General features: G+C 33.8%; 16 protein-coding genes. 14 read left to right on the top strand and 2 right to left on the bottom strand.

Annotation, left to right across the window (positions count from 1 at the left end; translation table 11 throughout):
* Positions 1-79 precede the first annotated feature (79 nt).
* From ACIQ4I_RS02415 to ACIQ4I_RS02405, 3 genes are all read left to right on the top strand, one after another.
* On the top strand, positions 80-772 hold the full coding sequence (locus tag ACIQ4I_RS02415) for an AIM24 family protein (protein WP_403092462.1): 693 nt from the start codon (positions 80-82) through the stop codon (positions 770-772).
* A 90-nt stretch (positions 773-862) separates the two neighbouring features.
* Positions 863-1,837, top strand: a complete 975-nt coding sequence (locus ACIQ4I_RS02410) for a hypothetical protein (RefSeq protein ID WP_403092460.1) — start codon at positions 863-865, stop codon at positions 1,835-1,837.
* Positions 1,838-1,988: 151 nt separating this feature from the next.
* Positions 1,989-2,390 (top strand): effector binding domain-containing protein, encoded by a 402-nt coding sequence (locus tag ACIQ4I_RS02405; protein ID WP_403092458.1) that lies wholly within the window; start codon positions 1,989-1,991, stop codon positions 2,388-2,390.
* A 109-nt stretch (positions 2,391-2,499) separates the two neighbouring features.
* Here the strand turns inward: ACIQ4I_RS02405 and ACIQ4I_RS02400 are convergent, their stop codons facing one another.
* On the bottom strand, positions 2,500-3,339 hold the full coding sequence (locus ACIQ4I_RS02400) for an aldo/keto reductase (RefSeq protein ID WP_403092456.1): 840 nt from the start codon (positions 3,337-3,339) through the stop codon (positions 2,500-2,502).
* Positions 3,340-4,171: 832 nt separating this feature from the next.
* On the opposite strand from ACIQ4I_RS02400, the gene ACIQ4I_RS02395 reads away from it, so the two are divergent.
* The 11 genes from ACIQ4I_RS02395 to ACIQ4I_RS02345 all read left to right on the top strand — a co-directional run bounded on the left by ACIQ4I_RS02395 (position 4,172) and on the right by ACIQ4I_RS02345 (position 18,565).
* On the top strand, positions 4,172-5,476 hold the full coding sequence (locus ACIQ4I_RS02395) for a VTT domain-containing protein (RefSeq protein ID WP_403092454.1): 1,305 nt from the start codon (positions 4,172-4,174) through the stop codon (positions 5,474-5,476).
* A gap of 666 nt (positions 5,477-6,142) precedes the next feature.
* A complete protein-coding gene (locus ACIQ4I_RS02390; protein ID WP_403092453.1) occupies positions 6,143-6,649 on the top strand; it encodes a DUF1648 domain-containing protein in 507 nt (168 codons plus the stop codon).
* A gap of 174 nt (positions 6,650-6,823) precedes the next feature.
* Entirely contained in the window at positions 6,824-8,515 is a 1,692-nt protein-coding gene (locus tag ACIQ4I_RS02385; RefSeq protein WP_403092451.1) for a glycoside hydrolase family 13 protein, read from the top strand.
* 1 nt (position 8,516) lies between these two features.
* Complete coding sequence (locus ACIQ4I_RS02380; protein ID WP_403092449.1) at positions 8,517-9,404, top strand: ROK family protein; 888 nt, start codon at positions 8,517-8,519, stop codon at positions 9,402-9,404.
* Between the two features lie 21 nt (positions 9,405-9,425).
* The gene (locus ACIQ4I_RS02375) at positions 9,426-10,517 is read left to right on the top strand and encodes an ABC transporter ATP-binding protein (protein WP_403092448.1); all 1,092 of its coding nucleotides are present in this window, start codon (positions 9,426-9,428) and stop codon (positions 10,515-10,517) included.
* 99 nt (positions 10,518-10,616) lie between these two features.
* Complete coding sequence (locus ACIQ4I_RS02370; RefSeq protein WP_403092446.1) at positions 10,617-11,927, top strand: ABC transporter substrate-binding protein; 1,311 nt, start codon at positions 10,617-10,619, stop codon at positions 11,925-11,927.
* A 376-nt stretch (positions 11,928-12,303) separates the two neighbouring features.
* Positions 12,304-13,164: a carbohydrate ABC transporter permease gene (locus ACIQ4I_RS02365; RefSeq protein WP_403092444.1), complete on the top strand. Its 861-nt coding sequence runs from the start codon at positions 12,304-12,306 to the stop codon at positions 13,162-13,164.
* Positions 13,164-13,979 carry a carbohydrate ABC transporter permease gene (locus tag ACIQ4I_RS02360; RefSeq protein ID WP_403092442.1) on the top strand — a complete coding sequence of 272 codons (816 nt, stop codon included), beginning with the start codon at positions 13,164-13,166 and terminating at the stop codon, positions 13,977-13,979. Before ACIQ4I_RS02365 ends, ACIQ4I_RS02360 begins: the two co-directional genes overlap by 1 nt.
* Before the next feature lie 22 nt (positions 13,980-14,001).
* Positions 14,002-15,039, top strand: coding sequence for a LacI family DNA-binding transcriptional regulator (locus tag ACIQ4I_RS02355; RefSeq protein WP_403092440.1), 1,038 nt, complete (start codon positions 14,002-14,004; stop codon positions 15,037-15,039).
* 12 nt (positions 15,040-15,051) lie between these two features.
* On the top strand, positions 15,052-16,716 hold the full coding sequence (locus tag ACIQ4I_RS02350; protein ID WP_403092438.1) for a glycoside hydrolase family 13 protein: 1,665 nt from the start codon (positions 15,052-15,054) through the stop codon (positions 16,714-16,716).
* Between the two features lie 373 nt (positions 16,717-17,089).
* Positions 17,090-18,565, top strand: coding sequence for an ATP-binding cassette domain-containing protein (locus tag ACIQ4I_RS02345; protein ID WP_403092436.1), 1,476 nt, complete (start codon positions 17,090-17,092; stop codon positions 18,563-18,565).
* A 255-nt stretch (positions 18,566-18,820) separates the two neighbouring features.
* Here ACIQ4I_RS02345 and ACIQ4I_RS02340 read toward each other — a convergent pair whose 3' ends face one another.
* Positions 18,821-20,104, bottom strand: coding sequence for a glucose-6-phosphate isomerase (locus tag ACIQ4I_RS02340; RefSeq protein WP_403092434.1), 1,284 nt, complete (start codon positions 20,102-20,104; stop codon positions 18,821-18,823).
* Between the last annotated feature and the right edge of the window lie 73 nt (positions 20,105-20,177).

The following is a 20,177-nucleotide window of genomic DNA, read 5'->3' as shown; positions in this document are numbered from 1 at the left end:
TATTCAATTAAAAGCTACTTTATTTGAAACCTGGTTTCATATTTTTACGTATATGTTAATAAATGAAAGGGTGTGTAGTATGAATAAATACTCGGTTGCTGAATTTATTAAGAACACAGAGCAAGAAGATAAAGGAGAAGGCTTTTTTGAATTAGAGACACCTCGAATGCTTGAGGTTAATCTTGATGGACTCGTTTGGGCAAAGGCTGGTTCGATGGTTGCTTACAATGGAAGTATTAAGTTTGAGCGAGAGGGTGTTTTAGAACATGGAATAGGTGCAATGTTCAAAAAGGCTTTTACTGGTGAGGGTGCTGCTCTCATGAAAGCAAATGGACAAGGAAAATTATATCTTGCTGACAGTGGGAAAAAAATAATTATTCTTTATTTACAGGACGAAGCAGTTTATGTAAATGGAAATGACCTACTTGCTTTCGAACCATCTATCAAACACAATATAAAGCTTATGAAAAAGGTAGCAGGTATGATGGCAGGTGGATTGTTTAATGTACGGTGTGAAGGAACTGGTATGATTGCCATTACAGCACATCATGAACCACTTACATTACGTGTAACCCCAGGAAAACCGGTTATAACAGATCCAAATGCAACTGTAGCATGGTCAGGGAACCTTCAACCTGAATTTCAAACGGATATTTCACTAAAAACCTTCATTGGAAGAGGCAGTGGAGAATCGATTCAAATGAGGTTTGAAGGAGACGGATTTGTCATTGTTCAGCCTTATGAAGAAGTTTATATGCAGGCACAGAGTTAATGACTTATAAGTGATTATTTATATAAAGATTAATAGCAATTGAATTACGTAAAAATGCTTTTCGTAATAAATTTAATGGAGGACATTATATTGAATCTAAATGTTAATGTTTCATCATTTGAACTAGCACAATTAGCTGTGAATTTTGTTATATTATATCCTTTTAACCTGCCTAATGGTTGTTCTGTTAATAATGTTTCTTTAAAAGAAGAATCAAGAAGTTCTCGCTCTTCGTTACGTTTTGAAATTTTAAGTAAAAATAGGGTAGTAAGAGTAAAACAGTTTTATTATGATTGGGGAATTCCAACGGTATATGCGGATACAAACCTTGTTTCTCCAGCTAAATCGTTTGAAATTGATGGTATCGTTGGTTTTATTGGTACAGATTATAAAGGAAATCAAGCTGCTTGCTACTCGAGATGGTTTACTAATATAGAATTATCTGTTTTAAAAGGAAAATTTGAAGAATTTGAACTTATAAGTATAATTGAATCGTTAACACCATTAGATTCGTATACTATTGAAAATTGGGGTAAAAAGTCATTTTCAACAACGAGTTATACAGCAAGATATGGAATACCTAAGTGGCAAGAAGATGAGATTTCAAGAGTGCAATGGTATGAAAATGATTTCGATATCAACCAAATGATTTCATCTCAAAACATTTATATTCCTGCATTTGAATATCAAGAATTTTTCCTGGATTCAATAGGATATAATCAAAATAAATTCGGTGTAGAAACTCATTTCCTATATAGATCAAATTCTAATTATACTGACGGGATATGGTTTTGGTTAGCTCCAGAAGAAATGATTGAAAACCTCTCATATAAAGAGGGGGAAAATATAGGAGTAAGACAAAATTGGAATGTTAAAAAAGAAAAATTCCAAATAGGGAATATAGAAATAACAATGTTTTTACATAAACAAAATGCACAATATTATGGTTGGTATGCTCATTGGAAGATTGGGAGATATATTTATCAAGTATTTATTCGCCCATCAGTAAATTTTAATATTGAAAAGTTTACTGGATTTATAAAGACCTTATATGAAGTGGAATAGTAAAATTAAGTAATATCAATTATCTTATCGCATTATAGGGGCAATTAGTTGAGTTATTTAGTTTTGTCACAGTTTATAAATTTGAATTTCTTTGAAGGAAATTTAAACAATTTAACGAAGTCTTTATCATGATAATAAGAAGGTGAGTATAATGAATTTAAAATTAATTAAAACTATAAGAACGAATAACTTTAATGATGAAAATGTCATGGGAAAAATAAAAAATATGTGGGAAGAAGCCTCAATAGAACTTTCGAACATTGATGGTTGTATATATGGGTTATATTTTGATTATGAAACGGACTATAAAGGTGACTATCATTTAGGAGTAGCTATTGAAGATGAAGTAAATGGGACAATTAATTTAAACGACAACATTAAATATGAAGTTTTTAAAGTAAGTACCAAATTGGAAAATGGGATTTTAAATACTTGGATGGAAATTTGGGATAAAGAAAAGGAAGGACATTTAAAACGTGCCTACACTTTTGATTACGAAAAATATTATCCTAATGGAGATATTGAAATCTTTATAGCAGTTGATAATATGTAATCGATTTATGTTAAAATTTATCATTTAATACAAAAAGCGTTTATATTTTTCTTTTGTAAACAATCTAAAAGCACAAACTAAATGTTTGTGCTTTTGATTTTGATTAAATTTATTTAAAATTATAAGCTTCAGGATTTGGGCCATAATGGAAATCTTCATTTAATGAAGAAATTTTTTCAAGTTCTTCTCCTGAAAGGGTAAAGTCATAGATATCTATGTTTTCACGAATACGAGATGGTGTCATCGATTTTGGAATGGTAATGACATCATTTTGAACATCCCATTTTAGAACTACTTGTGCTGTAGATTTGTTATACTTTTCAGCGATTTCAACAAGTGTTGGATCATTTAAAATTTCACCATTCATAAGAGGTGACCACGCTTCCACTTGAATCCCATGTTTTTTGCAGTATTCTCGAACTTCCAATTGTGTTAGACGAGGTTGGAATTCAATTTGATTAACTGCTGGTACGATTGTTGTATTTTCAAGAAGCTTTTCAAGGTGATGTACATGGAAATTACTTACACCAATTGTTTTTACTCGTTTATTATTGTAAAGTTCTTCAAGGGCTTTATACACATCAATATATTTATCATCTTGTCCAGGCCAATGAATAATATAAAGATCTAAATATTCTAACCCTAATTTTCGAATACTTTCTTCGTAAGCTTCAATAGTTTCATCATAAGTAAGTCCGTCATTCCAAACTTTAGAAGTGACAAATAACTCTTCTCGTGTCACGATACCTTCATCAAGGGCTTTTTTGATACCACGACCAACACTTTCTTCGTTACCATAAATATGTGCTGTATCAATATGTCGGTAGCCTTCTTTGATTGCTAGTGTAACCTTTTCAGCAAGCTCATCACTATCTTTTACACGAAAAGTTCCATAACCAACTGCAGGTATATGTACTCCGTTGTTTAATGTAACTGTTTGATTTGTCATATTATCACTTCTCCTTTTCTAAATACATATCTTACCATGTATTGAATTAGAAATCTAAGAATCTATATCTAAATTGTTAGATTTCATTTACGATATAAATGTATACAAAAAGTAAAAATTAGTTAATTGCTCGTCCTTTATAATCAGCTTGTATTCAATTGTGAAATAAACAATCATATTAACATCCTTTTTTATTTATACATAGCAATGTCATTTGAATCATAGTTTAATGTAATTAGTATTGAATGTCTTGATACTAAGATATTTAAGCGCTTACATTTTGAGAAAGAAAGGGGAATGTTTATTGGACTATAAAACTTTATGGAAGACGATGGGTTTTGCCTCAGTTATTGGTCTAATTATACTGTTCGTCTTTGCTTGGATTGCGACTTCCTAAGCTAATGTTCGAAAAGAAGAAGTTGCTCAGGTAAATAAAAATGTAGCAGCTCAAACAGAAAACAGTAAGGATGAAAAGAGTACAGAATTGATCTCTTCTAACCCTAACGAAAAAGTAGAAAATGCATCAAAAGAATGGACAACGCATGGTAGTGATTTATACTATCGCAGTTATTCCATTCTTAATTAAATATAAATACAGAAACAATCAAAGACTTAACTAGTCTTGGCTCAGGTACTTCAATTGTACAAGATAAAGACCTCAACCAATAAGTCCATATCGAAGAAGCAATTAAGTATATTAACTCAATTTAAAATAAATGAAATTAAAAAACAATTCAGGGCTACTGAATTGTTTTTTTGTTTAATTAAACAAGCAAATGAAAATACTCTAAATATCAACTTAAAGCTGTATTAAAAAAGGGGGGGATAAATCATGGATAATATTACTGGATATATGGATCAGTACGGATATATTGTCTTATTTGTCGCACTTTTTTTGGAATTGATTGCCTTTCCATTACCTGGGGAAGTTCTTATGAGTTACAGTGGGTTTCTTGTATACCAAGGTCATTTGAACTGGATTCTTAGCATCTTGATTGCTGGACTTGGAGCATCTACTGGAATGACCTTTTCTTATTGGGTAGGTTATAAGTTAGGTACTCCTTTTTTCGAGAAATATGGCCATTATCTTCATTTTGGACCGGAGAGAATTAAGAAAACATCTCAATGGTTTAGTGTACATGGGAATAAGTTGTTGATTATTGCTTTTTTCATTCCTGGGGTTAGACATATTACTGGCTATTTTTCAGGAGCTACTCGGATACCGTTTCGTATATTTGCACTGTTTGCGTACAGTGGGGCGTTTCTGTGGGTAACAGTGTTTATCACCTTTGGAAAGATATTAGGTCCTCAGTGGGATAAGTTTCAAAGTTCAATTAAAAATTATTTGATCATAGGTGGAATTGTAGCAGCTGTTGTCCTCATAGCAATTTATATATACAAAAAATATAAATTGCAACTTAAAAATACAGCAATTCGAATTCTGCATTTTTCTTTACAAATATTTCATACCCGAAAACGAGCTGCGTTATTTTTATCTTTTACAGCTTTGGTCACTTTAGCACTAATTATTTTAATGATTGGAATGATTCAAGACTTTCTCGGAAATGAATTTCAGGACTTTAACGAACTTATAGCGACATTGATACCTTTGATTTTTAATAAAGGATGGACTGAATTCATGCTTATATTCTCATCTATGGGGTCTTGGCCATTTCTGATTGTTCTAATACTTTTCTCACTAATTTGTATTGTATTGAAAAAACAAGATAGAATCATGTATATAACAGCCCTTGTGGTTGTTGTACTTGGTGGCGAACTTTATGAAGATAGTTTAACGCGAATTTTCCATACCTTTTCTCCTAATCATAATTTTCTAATAAATAATCTTATTCCTGCTTTTCCAAGTGAAAAATCCTTAATGATTATGGTGATTTATGGCTTCTTTATCTTTCTATTTGTTCGTATAGTAAGTAAAATTTGGGTAAAAACATTCGTTTCAATTGTTGGACTAATTATTCTATTCTTTATTGGTATAAGTTTTATATATCTTAAAATGGAAATTCCAAGTGATGTGGCGGCTGGGTATGTATTTGGTGGCGTGTGGATCGGCCTAAATATTCTTCTCCTTGAATTTTTCCAATTGCTTAAAAGCATGGACGTTCAAGCGAAAAGCTAAAAGGAGAATGGAGGATAATATGCTGAAAAATTGAAGATTTCTCTAAAAAAGGAGTTTAAGATTTGGAGAAGTGTATTAATTTACAACTATGTAATCGATTGAACACACATACTATGGATTGCAATCACTATTAAAGATTACTTCAAAAATCATCAGGCTATGATGTTTTTTGCTGTAATCTTATTTTTTTTAGATAAATCGATTTCATAATTCAAGAATTTGATAAAAAACAAGAACATTAAATGGGCCATTGTTATATGCCTTATCAATTAGAACATTGTTAATAAGCGGAAGATGGCGACTCCTGCGGGAAAGCGAGACAGGTGAGACCCCACAGCGAAGCACGGTACGGGCTTCCGAGGAGGCTCACCGCTCGCCCGCGGAAAGCGCCATCTGAAGCGAAATACTAAGTAAATACTAGAAATAAAAATTTATCCTAATTATTGAATTGCTTATTTAGAAAATATGAAATTGATTCAGATAGTTATCCTTAAGAAATATATGAAAAACTAAATTTTCGTTAGTTTTATTCGTTACAATAATTCAATACATAAATATTCATATTTTTGCACATAATTATAAGTAGACAAAAATTTCTCAGTAGAGCTGAATAAGATAACCTCTTTTTCTAGTGCTACTTCTAAATAATTTAAAGGAGGGTTTGAAATGGAGCAAGGAACGACAACTATTATAAAAAAGACGACGTTAATGCATTTGATGGATACTGTCGGAATTGCATTGTTTGTAGCGTCTTTAGCCTATTTAATTCTTAATTGGTCCAATCTTCCTGCTAAAGTTCCGACACATTTTGGTTTTAAAGGAGAAATCGATCGGTATGGACCGAAATGGGAATTGTTTTTATTACCATTTATTACTCTTTTAGTTGGTATTGCACTTCAATTTTTAGAAACTCATCCAGAATGGCATAATTCTCCAATTGGAAAGAACGATTCAAATATGGAACGGATTATTAAACAGAGTATTCTAATGCTATCATTTATTAGAAACATGAGCTTTCTTTTTTTTGCATTAGTTATTTGGGAAACGATTCATATTGCACAAGGAAATAGGGCTGTTTTAGAAGGAGCAATATGGATTATTCTTGCATTTATTATTCTCTTTCCCACTATTATGACATTGATTTCATCATTAAAAGACTTGGATATGGATTGATATCGGGAAATCGTATCAATCTTTTTTTATGCATAAATATAATAGGTACCTACATCTACAAAATCGAAACCCTAAATTATGCTCTTTTATTTATCATGGATGTGCAATCGTTTGCATAAGTATAGGTAATTACAATTGGTCATCGTTCTTAACGGTTTAGATTGGAGTGATGGGATGGATCAGTTACAGGAACCTTGGTGGAAACGAAGTGTAGTTTATCAAATATATCCGAGAAGTTTTATGGATTCGAATGGTGATGGAATCGGTGATTTACGCGGCATCATTTCAAAACTGTGTTATTTACAGTGTTTAGGAGTTGAAGTCATTTGGCTTAGTCCTATCTATGATTCTCCAAATGATGATAACGGATATGACATTCGAGATTACTTCAATATCATGGAAGAATTCGGAACGATGGAAGACTTTGAAGAATTGATAGTACAAGGTAGACAGCATGGAATCCGAATTATCATGGATCTTGTAGTTAACCATACTTCAGATGAACATGCTTGGTTTGTAGAATCTTGTTCCTCACTCCACTCAAAGTACCGTGATTACTATATTTGGCGTGATGGTCAAAACGAACAGCCTCCTAATAATTGGGGCTCTATTTTCTCAGGTAGTGCTTGGGAAAGGGATGAGCAGACAGGTGAATATTATTTACACTTATTTTCGATGAAGCAGCCAGATCTAAACTGGGAAAACCCACAAGTACGAAATGAAGTATTTGATGTGATGAAATTTTGGCTTGATAAGGGAATTGGTGGTTTCCGTATGGATGTCATTAACTTTTTATCAAAAGATAGTAGATTACTAGATGGAGAAATTCAGCCTAATCAACAATTTGGTGATGGTAGTCCATTTTTTATAAATGGTCCAAAGATTCATTCCTATTTAAAAGAGATGCATGAAAAAGTTTTGCAGCAGTATGATGTATTAACTGTCGGGGAGATGCCTGGTACGACTTCTGAAGGTGCCAAAATATATACAAATCCAGATAATAAAGAACTTCAGATGATATTTACTTTTGAACATATGGATTTAGATAGTGGCCCTTTTGAAAAATGGGATCTTAAGCCTTTAGATTTTATTAGTTTAAAACGTACTATGGAAAAATGGCAGCTCGAACTCCATGATGTTGGTTGGAACAGTTTGTATTGGAATAATCACGATCAGCCTCGCATTATATCAAGGTTTGGTAATGATAGTGAGATGTATCGAGAGTTATCAGGGAAAATGTTGGCGATTTGCCTTCATATGATGCAAGGGACACCTTTTATCTATCAAGGTGAAGAAATTGGGATGACAAATGTGAGATTTCAAGATATTAAAGAATATCGTGATATCGAAACATTAAATATGTATCGCGCCAAACGTCAACAAGGAAATTCACATGAAGAAATCATGAAAAGCATTTACGCAAAAGGCCGCGATAATGCAAGGACACCAATGCAATGGACTTCATCAGGTGGTTTTACAATAGGTACACCATGGATTGATATAAATGAAAATACTTCGAAAATCAATGTAGAAAATGCATTAAAAAAGACTTCATCCATTTTTTACACCTATCAAAGACTAATTCAGTTAAGAAAAGAGCATGACATTCTGACATATGGATCGTTTCAATTATTATTACTTGAACACCCAAGCCTTTTTGTTTATAAACGAAAATTAGGAAAACAGGAATGGATTATAGTAGCCAATTTTTATGGAGAAACAGAGCAAATATCTTGGGAGAACTTTGAAGTAAGCGATAAACAAGGGAATGTCATCATTGCTAATTATGAATGTCCCTTAATTGCCTATGGCACGATCATCGTTCGACCGTACGAAGCCTTTGTAATCGAAGTTGGAGGTGAATAAGATGGGCTCAATAATTGGTGTTGATATTGGAGGTACTAAAATAAGGTTAGGTGTTATCTCGAAAACAAAAAAAGTACTCAAAGATGTTACAATTCCTACTAAAATACCGGTGTATCCCTATTTAGAAAATGAAATTCAGAAGTTACTAGCCGAATTTCCGAATGTCATTGGAATTGGAATTGGCACAAGGGGAATGGTTGATTACGAAAGAGGAATTATCCTTTATGAAAAGGAGTTAGAAGGCTGGGAAGGGACAGAAGTAAAGTCACAGCTAGAAGCTGCTACCAAAATTCGAGTAGAAGTGAATAATGACGCAAATTGTGCCGCACTCGCTGAAGCAAAGTTAGGTGCTGGAAAGGCATTCGACCATGTGATCTGTTTAACAATAGGCACTTGTCTAGGTGGTGGATTTGTATTTGATGGCAAGGTGATGAATGGTGCTCATGGTGGTGCAGGTGAAGTCGGTCATTTAATTTTGTATCCACATGGTCTACAGTGCGGTTGCGGTAGAAAAGGATGTAGCGAACAATATGTTTCAGGCACAGCGATAAGAAGATTGATTGCAGAAAAACGTGTTATTGATCCCGTAACTAATGCATTCGTTACACCTCAGCAACTATTTCGATTAGCAGCTAATGGACAGCGAAATGCAGTTGAAGTAAGAGAACGATTTTTAACAGACTTATCATTCGTCATATCCAATTTGCAGGCTGTATTAGATATTGATTGCGTTGTTATTGGCGGTGGCGTTTCAGAATCCGCTAATGATTGGTGGGACTTGTTGATTGAGAAAGTAAACCCTCTAAAATTGCAACCACTTGAAATAAGAAGAGCCATTTTTGGCAATGAATCTGGAATGCTTGGAGCAGCCTTACTTGTACAGGATTAAGTAAAAAGGATGTGATAAAGAATGTCTACATTAGCGCTAAAGAGAGTTTCCAAGATTTATGAAGCAAAAGTTAAAGCAGTAACTGAATTTAATATAGAAATCGAAGATCAAGAATTTATCGTGTTTGTTGGTCCATCAGGTTGTGGTAAAAGTACAACATTAAGAATGATTGCGGGTCTTGAGGATATTTCAGAAGGGGAATTATTCATTGATGGAAAACGGATGAATGACGTTCAACCTAAGGATCGAAATATTGCCATGGTATTTCAAAACTATGCATTATATCCACATCTAAGTGTCTTTGACAATATGGCATTTGGGCTGAAAATGAGAAAAGTTCCGAGAAGAGAGATTCAAGAAAGAGTTGAAAATGCAGCAAAAATTCTAGATTTGGTCCCTTATTTGAAGCGTAAGCCAAAAGCTCTTTCTGGTGGTCAGCGTCAACGTGTTGCTTTAGGTAGAGCAATTGTCCGTGATGCCAATATCTTTTTAATGGATGAACCTTTGTCAAACCTAGATTCCAAATTACGAGTACAAATGCGTTCGGAAATAATTAAATTGCACAATAGCTTAAAAACAACAACGATTTATGTTACTCATGATCAAACGGAAGCGATGACAATGGCTACTCGAATTGTCATCATGAAGGATGGAGTCATTCAACAAATTGGCACGCCAAGAGAAGTCTATGATATTCCTGCCAATATTTTTGTTGCAGGTTTTATAGGTTCACCTTCTATGAATTTCTTTAACGGAACATATGAATCAGGTATTTTCCAAATGGGTGCATTAAAAATACCCTTACCAGAGGTACACCATGCAATTCTAAATGCACATACTGGAAGAGAAATTGTCATGGGTATTCGTTCAGAATATATTGCAAGAGCTATCCCTAATTCAGCTCAGAGCAAACTATTTACATTTGCATCGCAAGTTGAAATGACAGAATTAACCGGTTCTGAACAAATGGTTTTTTCATCCATCGAAGGTCAATCTTTTGTAGGGAAAATCGATTCAAAAGAGGCATTTCGTCCTGATGACCAAATGAACTTCTCGATGCAATTAGAATTTGCTCACTTTTTCGATAAAAATTCTGAATTACGAATACAGTGAAAAAATTCATAATATAGACCATATGTTAGCTTACGCTTCACGTAGTTTTGTGCAAACGTTTTCACTAAGCACGATATTTGAAAATTCGGAGGGGAAAAGATGAAAAAAATGTGGCGTGCAGGAATACTTGCTGCTTCCTTAGGTGTAGCGGCAATATTAACAGGTTGTGGTGCTTCTGACAAAGAGAAAACAGCAGAAAAACCGAAAGAACAAAAAGTGGAGCCAGTAACATTAGATGTCTTTCAATTTAAGGTAGAATTCAAAGATCAATTTGAAGCAGTTGCGAAGAAATATGAAGAGGAAAATAAAAATGTCAAAATTAATATCACGACAGTTGGTGGTGGTGAAGACTATGGTGCAGCACTTCGCTCGAAGTTCTCATCAGGCAAAGAACCCGCAATTTATAATATCGGGGGACCACAGGATGTAGCCGACTGGAACAATAAACTTGCAGATTTATCCGATACTGCTTCAGCAAAAGCTGCTTTAGATGGCACACTTGATGGTGTTTCAGTTGATGGTAAAGTACTAGGACTTCCATACAATCAAGAAGGTTATGGTTTTATCTATAATAAAAATGTTTTCAAAAAGGCGGGAATTGATCCATCCACCATTACAGATTTCGCTTCTCTTGAAAAAGCTGTAAAAGAATTAGATAGCAAGAAAAAAGAATTAGGTCTAAAAGCTGTATTTGCCTTACCAGGTAAAGAAACTTGGGTAACTGGGTTACATCTATCAAATGCATTTCTGGCTCCAGAGTTTGATAATAACGTATTAACAGCTTTTAATTCGAAAAAAGTAGACTTCAAATATAAAGATGCATTTAAGAAAGTGCTAGATTTACAAAATCAATACTCTGTACAACCAACAGTAAGTTTAGACTACTCCAAACAAGTTGAAGAATTATTCTCACTTCAAAAAGTAGCGATTATTCAACAGGGTAACTGGGTATATGGTTCAATTGCTGGAATTGATGAAGACTTTGCGAACAATGGTATTGGTTTACTACCAATTCCTGTTGAAGGCTATAAAGGTGATAGTGTGCCGGTTGGGATTCCAATGTATTGGGGCGTAAACAGTAACGCAGATGAAAAAGTGATTGCTGAATCCAAGAAATTCTTAGATTGGCTATACACATCTGATGAAGGTAAAGAAACGGTGTTAAATGATTTCAAATTTATCCCTGCTTACAATGGTTATGATTCATCTAAGATTTCAGATCCACTTTCAAAAGCTGTTTATGAATATGCTAGCGAAGGAAAAACAATTGGTTGGACATTCATGGGATACCCAACAGGTTGGGGTCAGGATGAGTTAGGTGTTCAAATTCAAAAATATTTAAGCAAAAAAGCATCATGGGATGAAGTCATCGACGCAACGAAGAAAACATGGGAAAAAGATCGGAAATAATGATACTTTGAATTGAGTGAGGATACTAAAAACAGATTACACATGAAGTGGAATTAGCTCCGCTTTCCGTGGGCGAACTGACGAGCCTCCTCGCTCCGCTCCGGGGTCTCGTCTAGCTCGTTTTCCCACAGGAGTCTCCGCTAATTCCACTTCAAATAGGATGGTCACAAAAAATAATTACTTTAAAAACCAGTTATATTTATTTTTTTCGATAAATTCTACCTGACATGGCATCTCAAAAAATGGACATAAAATTATAATTTCTTAATAACAAAAATACTGTTCTCAAAAATAAACAATCCATCACTTTTTGAGCAGCTTTGATTTTAATGAATCGATAAAACTCATTTTGCTTTATGTAATCGGAGGTGAGTAAATGCGAATAAAAAATGTATCCTATTGGATCTTTCTAGCACCCGTTTTATTAGCCTTAACTTTAGTGATTATTGTGCCATTATTGGTCGGTGTCTATTATTCTTTCACAGACTGGAATGGTATTCAAACAAATAAATTCATTGGCTTTGATAATTATAAAGCATTATTTCAAGATGAAAAATTCCTAGATTCACTTTGGTTCACGATAAAATTCTCTATTGTTTCAGTAATTTTAATTAACGTAATTGGACTTGGACTTGCCCTACTTGTAACGGCAAAACTAAAAACCAATCATTTATTACGTACGATCTTCTTCATGCCGAATCTAATCGGAGGTTTAATTCTCGGATTCATATGGCAATTTGTTTTTACAAAGGTCTTTGCAAGCTTTGGGGAACTAATCGGTATGGAAAGTTTACAAGGTTGGTTATCTACTCCAGGTACGGGTTTTTGGGGCCTTGCTATATTAATGAGCTGGCAGATGGCTGGTTATATTATGGTTATTTATATTGCTCACATTGAAGGGGTTTCTAAGGAATTACTAGAGGCTGCAGAAATAGATGGTGCCAATGCATTACAAAAGATCCGTTACGTGCTATTTCCACTAGTTGCACCCGCTTTTACAGTCAGTATGTTTTTAACCCTATCCAATTCCTTTAAACTGTACGACCAAAATTTATCATTAACAGCTGGTGGTCCTTTTAACTCAACACAAATGGTCGCAATGGAGATCTTTAATACAGCATTTACAAAATATGATATGGGCTATGCTCAAGCAAAAGCAGTCATTTTCTTCATCATAGTAGCAGTTATCGCTTTAGTTCAAGTTTATATCAATAAGAAGCGTGAGGTGGAAATGTAATGCGGAAAACTTATTTAATTCCCCTTGAAATCATCGGTATTACATTAGGGGTTATTTGGCTACTTCCATTCTATCTAATGCTTGTCAATTCGTTAAAATCAAAACGTGAAATTTTCGAGGATACATTAAAGCCACCGGGTTCAGTTACATTTGATAACTATGTGCAGGCTTTTAAAGAATTAGATTTCTTAAGAACGTTCGGAAATTCGTTATTAATTCTCGTGATTAGTGTCGCATTGATCATTTTTTTCTCTTCGATGGCAGCTTATGCATTATCTCGGGTAAAGAGTCGTACTAGTACTGTAATCTTCTTTCTATTTGTAGCTGCTATGTTAATCCCTTTTCAGTCTGTCATGATTCCTCTTATTACTATTTTCGGGAAAGTTGAAATGTTAAATCGTTTAGGCCTAATTTTTATGTATTTAGGATTCGGAGCAAGTTTATCCATTTTCTTATACCATGGTGCTTTAAATTCGATTCCAAAATCCTTGGATGAAGCAGCAACAATTGATGGAGCCAATAAATTTCAAATATTTTGGTATATCATCTTCCCAATGCTTAAACCAATAACAGTCACAGTTGGGATCTTGAATACGATCTGGATTTGGAACGATTATTTATTACCATCATTAGTGATTAACCAAAAAGGTATGGAGACGATTCCATTAAAAATGTTCTTTTTCTTCGGAGAGTATACAAAACAGTGGCATCTTGCATTAGCGGGTTTAACGTTGGCTATCATTCCGGTCATCATTGCATACTTCTTTGCGCAGAAATCCATTATTAAAGGTGTATCTGAAGGTGCCGTTAAATAATCAATGGAAGGATGGATGCTCATTGGCAGTTACAATCATAGATGTTGCAAGAGAAGCAAATGTGTCACCATCGACTGTATCTCGGGTTATTTCAGATAGTCCAAGAATTAGTGAAAGAACAAAACGAAAAGTAAGACAAGTGATGGATCGATTAAACTATCATCCAAACTTCCAAGCGAGAAATTTAGCTGCAAAGAGTACAAAGACAATAGGAGTAATCATGTCTCATTCCACCTCTCTTGCTTTTCAAAATCCTTTTTTCCCAGAAGTCATTCGGGGAATATGTACAAGTGCACATTCAAACAAATATGGAATGTATCTCTCAACGGGAGGTACCGAAGAAGAAATCTATCAAGAAGTTGTTTCAATGGTACAAAGTAAAAAGGTGGACGGTATTATTTTACTCTACTCAAAAATGAATGATCGCACATTAGCATTTTTAAAAGAAGCTGATTTTCCATTTACGATGGTAGGACGTCCATATCAATATGAAGATGAAATTACATATATTGATAACGATAATCGGAAAATTGCTTATGAATTAGTGAACTATCTTGTTAACTTGGGCCACAAGCAAATTGCGTTTATAGGTGGGAATCTAGAATATATTGTTTCATTAGATCGCTTAGAAGGGTTCAAATCTGCTCTAAAAGATATGAGGCTCCAGTATATTGAGGAATATATCATTCATCATCATAATCAAGTGACAAATGATATTGACTCTATTAGAAAGCTGATGAATTTAGAAGTCCCGCCAACAGCTCTTATCGCTCACGATGACTCAGTAGCTTATGAAATTATTCGGCATTTAGAGGCACTGTCTATCCGAGTTCCTGATGACATTTCAATCATTAGTTTTAATAACCACGCTTTATCAGCATTTGTAAAACCGCCTTTAACAACTGTTGATATTTCGATTTTTCAGTTGGGTCTAGAAGCGGCAAACTACCTATTTGAAAAAATATGTAACACGCAAGCACCAATCAAAAATCGCTTCATACCTACAACATTAATTGAACGACAATCCACAAAAGCGTTAAGAAATGAAACGATTAAGTAATAGAGGTGAATCATGAAAAAGGCATGGTGGAAAGAAGCAGTTGCTTATCAAGTGTATACGCGAAGTTTCCAAGATTCGAATGGCGATGGAATTGGGGATCTTCGGGGGTTAATCAGTAGACTCGACTATCTTGAAGACTTAGGGATTGATGTCATTTGGATTTGTCCGATGTATCGTTCGCCAAATGATGATAATGGATATGATATTAGTGATTATCAATCCATTTCAGAAGAATTGGGGACGATGGAAGATTTCGAAGAATTGCTAGAAGAAGTGCATCGTCGTAATATGAAACTAATTATTGATTTAGTGATCAATCATACAAGTGATGAGCATCCTTGGTTTATTGAATCACGTTCATCAAGGGAAAATAATAAAAGAAACTGGTATATTTGGCGAGATGGTCCAAATGGTGAAGAACCAAACAACTGGGGCAGTATATTTGGGGGCTCTGCTTGGGAGTTCGATCAAGAGACCAATCAGTTCTACCTCCATTTATTTTCAAAAAAACAGCCCGATTTAAACTGGGAAAATAAAGATGTAAGAAATGCACTTTATTCAATGGTCAATTGGTGGCTCGATAAAGGAATTGATGGATTCAGGGTCGATGCAATTAGTCACATAAAAAAGGACACATCTTATTTAAATATGCCCAATCCATTAAACCTTCCATATGTTCAAGCATGGGGAAAATATATGAATGTACCTGGAATTACGAATTTTTTGCAGGAACTAAAACAACAAGCCTTTGCAAAATACGATATTATGACAGTCGGAGAAGCAAATGGTGTTGGAATCGATGAGGTCGATGAATGGGTCGGTGAAAAAGATGGCGTATTCAATATGATTTTTCAATTTGAACATTTAAGTCTTTGGGAAAAAAACATGAAAAATAAACTTGATGTAAACGAATTACGAAGCATTTTATCTAGATGGCAAAAAGCGCTAGAGGATAAAGGATGGAATGCCTTATTTATAGAAAATCATGATAAATCTCGGGTTGTTTCAACTTTAGGAGATGATCAAAAATATTGGCGGGAAAGTGCTACAGCTTTAGCAACAATGTACTTCTTTATGCAGGGGACTCCATTTATATATCAAGGTCAAGAATTAGGGATGACAAATGTACATTTCGGTTCCATTGATGATTATAGAGATGTTGCTACGAGCAATAATTATATGGAAGGTCTTTCAAAAGGTCTGTCTCACGAAGAATTAATGGAAGTTGCTTGGCAAACAAGTCGTGGTAATTCTCGTACACCTATGCAATGGTCCGCTGAAGAAAATGCAGGATTTACAACAGGAACACCGTGGATTGGTGTAAACCCAAACTATATTGAAATCAATGTAAAGAAACAGCAACAAGACCCCAATTCCGTACTAAATCACTATAAAAAAATGATTCAATTACGGAATGTGAAAGATGTTTTCATATATGGACAATATGAGCTGGTATTTGAAGAACATCCTTCTGTTTATGCCTATACAAGAACTTTTAACGATGAAAAAGTGATGATTCTATGTAATCTTTCAGGTGAGACTACGTTAGTTGATAAGACAGATGGAATTTTTTATAAGAGTGAAAACCTTTTGTTAGCCAATAAAGAAGTTGAAAAACATGAAAATAAAACTTCATTAGAGCTAACGGCGTATGAAGCAAGGATATATACAATATAAAAATAACACGATATAAACAAAAAAGGATCATCTCAATGTAGTTGGTCCTTTTATATATAGAATAATTATTGATTGAATTTTTGAAATGTATCGGGTATTTATTGGCAATTAAATACACTTTATGATATTTTTTGTATAATAATTTTGAAGGGATGATGAGTGGACAATGTTAAACTAATTCTATTTTTAGTAAAAATGTATACGCATTTACTTGCAAAATAGGATTAGTCCACTCATTTATCATATTTCGAAGAACCTAATACGTTAAAAATAGGTTTATTTGTCATGTTAAATGAAAACATATATGAATTGACTAATCCTTCCAAATTAATGGGGGGATTTTTTGTTTCCTCCCTTATTAGAGGTGATTTGAATGACAGGTAATATTCTTATAAAAAATATGACATTTAAATATGCATCGATGATTCAACCGATTTTTAAGAATGTGAATATAAATATCAATGAAAGTTGGAAATTAGGGATTGTTGGAAGGAATGGTCAAGGAAAAACAACATTTTTAAAACTTCTTTTAAACCAGATAGAATATGAAGGTTCTATACACTCAACATTAGATTTTAAATACTTCCCATCATATCCAGGTATTCATGAAGATTTAACTGTTTTAGAAGTGTTACTGAAACAAAATCCGCATTTCGATACATGGCAAATTGAGCGTGAGTTAACCTATATGGATTTATCGATAGACATTTTATATAAAAAATTTAATGTATTAAGTGGTGGGGAACAAACAAAACTCTTACTGATTGAGCTATTTTTGAACGAAAATTCATTTCCTTTAATTGATGAACCGACTAATAATTTAGATTTACATGGCAGAAAAATCGTTGGGCAATACTTAAAGAAGAAAAAAGGTTTTATTGTGATTAGCCATGATGAGTCTTTTTTAAATCAATTCGTCGATCATGTTCTAGCAATCAATAAAGAATCAATTGACTTGATTAACGGTAATGTAGATACGTGGAAATACGAAAAAGTAAATGCAGATATGCTTTCAGAAGAAAAGAATGCAAAGCTCAAATCGGAAATTAAACGGCTTCATGATGTTGCAAGACAAGTGAATACTTGGGGGTTAAAAAGAGAGAATAGTACAAGAGATGCTGCAGAAAGGCGACTAGCTGCGAAACAAATGAAAAGAGGGAAAGCAATTAAAAAACGAACAGAGGCGATGATTGAAGAAAAGGAAAGTCTTATTCATAATATCGAAAGTGTTTCTGAGCTTAAAATGATTGTTGGACAGCCAAGAAAACCGGTTTTATTCTTTCGTGATTTTTCAATTTTAAGAGATGGGATACCCCTCTTTGAACCGATAAATATAGATGTATATCCAACTGATCGATTCTTTATTAATGGGAAAAATGGAGTCGGTAAATCTACTCTATTAAATTTTATACTTGGAACAGAACAGCTAGAAACAATTGGTGAGTATCGAATAAATCTACCTGAACATCTTTCGATACTGCGCCAAAAAAATCAAAAGGATGTAAATTATTTCTCATTTCTAAATCAATTATCTACGAAAGAAGCAAAAGAAGAATATTGGCATCTTTTATATCAATTAGGAATAGAACGTTCTAGTTTTTCCGATAAATCAAGTAAAAATTGGAGCGCTGGCGAACAGAAAAAAGTATTCTTAGCGAATGCAATATTAGGTGAAAATGAGTTATTTATTTGGGACGAGGTAACCAATTATTTAGATATGTTTGTAATTAATCAGTTGATAGATGCAATCGAGAAATTTCAACCCACAATGATTGGCGTAGACCATAATGAATATTTCGTTAATGCTGTTGCTACTAAAAAGATAGAATTAACGACTTTTTTTAAGTAATTTAGTCTGACGCTTGCTATTTTAAATAATGAACACCAAAAATCATTGTCCCACACGCAATATTGGGGTATTCCATGATATATAATTCATCACACAAATAAAACCCACATTTTGATCAATCTCCTTTTCAAAATGCGGGTTATTCCTTTATATATAAAATCAATGTTTGTAGCATTCTTTTATTCATACTTTTTACAAAACAACATTATTTTGTTGTTTTGAATAGCACATACATTTATTTTACTGTCAAATCTTTCAACAATATCCTGGCTTCTTCAAAAATTTAAAAACATTCGTTTTATATTCTTCCACACCTGGCTGATCAAACGGATTAATATCAAGTAGATAAGCACTAAAAGCACACGCCATCATATAAAAATATAAGAGATACCCTAGATGTTTTTCATCTACTTGCTCAATGGTAATCGAAATTTGTGGGACCCCACCTTGAAGATGTGCATTTGAGGTAGCTTCGTAGCACACATGATTAAATTCATGTAACGTTAAACCACTTAAATAATTCAATTCGTCTCCATTTTGCGGGGATTCGAAAACCGTCAAATCTTCATCTGCTTTTTCAGTTAATAGAAATGTTTCAAATAAAATTCGCTTGCCATCTTGAATATACTGACCCAATGAATGCAAATCAGTAGAGTAGAGAACAGAGGTAGGGAAGATTCCTTTCCCTTCTTTCCCTTCACTTTCACCAAATAGCTGCTTCCACCACTCTTGTACATATTTTAATTTATCATCAAAAGTAGCGAGAATTTCTAAAGGGTAGCCCGAATCATATAAATGTTTTCGAATTATGGCATATTTAATAGCAGGATTATTTTCAATATCTAAAGTTCTAAAATCTTGTTCAGCCATTTTCGCCCCATTAATAAATTCTGCTATATCATAACCTGCAGCTACAATCGGTAATAGGCCAACTGCTGTGAACACGGAATAACGGCCACCAATATCCTCTGGTACGATCAATCGTTTATAGCCCTTTTCAATTGCTAATGAGCGTAAAGCCCCTTTGTTTTCATCAGTTGTTACAATTATTCTAGATGAAGCTTGTTCTCCATAACGTTTTTCCATATACTGTATTAAGAAGCGTGAGGCAATTGCGGGTTCAGTCGTTGTACCGGATTTGGAAATAATATTGATGGTGACTTCTTTACTGTTCAAATATTGCATCAACTGTTTTAAATAAGAACCACTTACTAGATGACCAGCAAAAATCACCTCTAACTTATTATAGGGATGGAAATTTTTTGATAATGCCTCTAGCACTGCTTTTGATCCTAAATAAGATCCACCGATTCCAATTACGACTAAAACATTTGATTTTTCTCGAATATCATTAGCGGTATCGTGTAATTCCTTTAACCAATCTTGGCGTAGAGAGCTTGGCCAATCAACCCAGCCTAAATAATCAGCTCCAACAGCTTTCTTTGTATAGATTCCATGATGAATTGTCTGAATTTTATGTTTTATCTCTGTGGTTACAATCGCTGAGTAGTCTCCAGAATAATTTACTGAAATTTTCATGGCGTTCTCCTTTGAATCATATTCAGAAAGAGTAACTTTAATGGTTGCATATATTTATGTTGAATGAAGAATA

Origin of the sequence: Rummeliibacillus sp. NPDC094406, from assembly GCF_044763875.1 — a bacterium.
Classification (GTDB): Bacteria; Bacillota; Bacilli; order Bacillales_A; family Planococcaceae; genus Rummeliibacillus.
The sequence above is the reverse complement of the archived record's forward strand: the minus strand, read 5'-3'. Positions and strand labels throughout refer to the sequence as shown.

Coding starts and splice junctions, on each gene's coding strand:
- ACIQ4I_RS02415 (WP_403092462.1), top strand. CDS start 80: ATGAATAAATACTCGGTTGCTGAATTTATTAAGAACACAGAGCAAGAA.
- ACIQ4I_RS02405 (WP_403092458.1), top strand. CDS start 1,989: ATGAATTTAAAATTAATTAAAACTATAAGAACGAATAACTTTAATGAT.
- ACIQ4I_RS02400 (WP_403092456.1), bottom strand. CDS start 3,339: ATGACAAATCAAACAGTTACATTAAACAACGGAGTACATATACCTGCA.
- ACIQ4I_RS02395 (WP_403092454.1), top strand. CDS start 4,172: ATGGATAATATTACTGGATATATGGATCAGTACGGATATATTGTCTTA.
- ACIQ4I_RS02390 (WP_403092453.1), top strand. CDS start 6,143: ATGGAGCAAGGAACGACAACTATTATAAAAAAGACGACGTTAATGCAT.
- ACIQ4I_RS02385 (WP_403092451.1), top strand. CDS start 6,824: ATGGATCAGTTACAGGAACCTTGGTGGAAACGAAGTGTAGTTTATCAA.
- ACIQ4I_RS02380 (WP_403092449.1), top strand. CDS start 8,517: ATGGGCTCAATAATTGGTGTTGATATTGGAGGTACTAAAATAAGGTTA.
- ACIQ4I_RS02375 (WP_403092448.1), top strand. CDS start 9,426: ATGTCTACATTAGCGCTAAAGAGAGTTTCCAAGATTTATGAAGCAAAA.
- ACIQ4I_RS02370 (WP_403092446.1), top strand. CDS start 10,617: ATGAAAAAAATGTGGCGTGCAGGAATACTTGCTGCTTCCTTAGGTGTA.
- ACIQ4I_RS02365 (WP_403092444.1), top strand. CDS start 12,304: ATGCGAATAAAAAATGTATCCTATTGGATCTTTCTAGCACCCGTTTTA.
- ACIQ4I_RS02360 (WP_403092442.1), top strand. CDS start 13,164: ATGCGGAAAACTTATTTAATTCCCCTTGAAATCATCGGTATTACATTA.
- ACIQ4I_RS02350 (WP_403092438.1), top strand. CDS start 15,052: ATGAAAAAGGCATGGTGGAAAGAAGCAGTTGCTTATCAAGTGTATACG.
- ACIQ4I_RS02345 (WP_403092436.1), top strand. CDS start 17,090: ATGACAGGTAATATTCTTATAAAAAATATGACATTTAAATATGCATCG.
- ACIQ4I_RS02340 (WP_403092434.1), bottom strand. CDS start 20,104: ATGAAAATTTCAGTAAATTATTCTGGAGACTACTCAGCGATTGTAACC.